General features: G+C 41.5%; 1 protein-coding gene. It reads left to right on the top strand.

What is annotated here, in order from left to right; all coding sequences use genetic code 11:
* A partial coding sequence (locus tag H3V14_RS10735; protein ID WP_304504619.1) for a flagellin occupies window positions 1-992 on the top strand: 992 nt, incomplete at its 5' end.
* Window positions 993-1,389 lie beyond the last annotated feature (397 nt).

Here is a 1,389-nt window from a genome sequence, read left to right as displayed (position 1 = left end):
TTGATGTTGCTAACGCAACCATTGATAAATCGAAAGATTATCTTGATAACATCCAGAAATCTTTGACCACTGCCTATGAAAAAGGTTCAGGCGATGTTGCAAAGATTCAGGCTGATATCAAAGCCAATATGAATGATATTCAGTCATCTGTTTATTCTGCATCTTTGGCTGAAAAGAACATTCTTGGTAATAGTGGCGAGTCAGTTCGTATTGCCGGTTCTTATCGTCGTGAAGGCTCGAATGTTTATGTTGATATGATCGACGTTGGCGGTGCCGACCTTAACTTTGCAACAAAAAAAGCTGATGGCACCTTTGATTTGTCAAAGGGTGTTTTGCAATCTGTTTTTGGCACTGGCTTTGCAGCAAGTGCTCCCACCAATCCGGGTGCTCAGGAAGAGAATTCTGCTCCTGCTACTCCTGCTGCCGATGACCCCGCTGGTCTTAAAGCCTTGGATGCAACATTGGTTAGTGCTCAGGCTAAGTATGCTCAAGCCCAGTCAGACCTGACTGCTGCTAAAGCAGCTGCAGCTGCAAATCCGAGCGATACCAGCCTTCAAGATGCCGTTACAACTGCACAAGGTAATGTAACATCGACAAAAAGCGCTGTAGACAATGCTTTGAAACCTATTGTTGAAGCTGCTGGAAAAATGACTGTTATGGACTTCGTGAACACGAATTTTTCCGGTATTTCTTCGTCGACAATGGAACAGGTCTTAAAGGCTGTTCAGAGTAAAGTCACGACTGCAACGTCTAATGTTGTTACTGCCGGTGCAACACTTGGTGCTGCGAAAGCACAGGTTACAGGCCAGATCGACTATGTCAGCAAGTTGATGGATGCCGTTGATAAAGGTGTCGGTTCACTGGTTGATGCCGATATGAATGCAGAATCTGCCCGCCTTGCTTCTTTACAGGTTCAACAGCAATTGGGCATTCAGGCTTTGTCAATTGCTAACCAGAACAGCCAGAACATCTTGTCGCTGTTCCGTCAGTAATGGCAATCATGCTCTTCCGGTTGCATCTGCAACCGGAGTTGCTTCATTAATGTAAAAGGCCGCGTTTCCGACGCGGCCTTTTTTATTGCCATTTTATATTTATTGCAGCATGTAGCGAAAATAAAAACATAAGCCGACTAACTAAAACATTATCATTTTTCTAAAAAATATAATAAAATCATAATGATAAATTTAAAATATAAATAAAAGTAAAATATATATTGTTTTTTATAAAGTATATTTACATTTAAACCATTATAACATATATATAAGGTGTGACAGGTTAGTGAGGTATTTTAAAAGAATACCGGTAAAACTGATAGGCATGAAGCCGCTCTGTCACCCGCTGGTTGGCCAGCATGTCCCTGTTAAATTCTAATCCGAAGGGACAATTATT

Origin of the sequence: Bartonella sp. W8151 (assembly GCF_016100385.1) — a bacterium.
Lineage (GTDB): Bacteria > Pseudomonadota > Alphaproteobacteria > Rhizobiales > Rhizobiaceae > Bartonella > Bartonella apis.
Note: the sequence above shows the minus strand (reverse complement) of the source record. Positions and strands in the feature narration are given on the sequence as shown.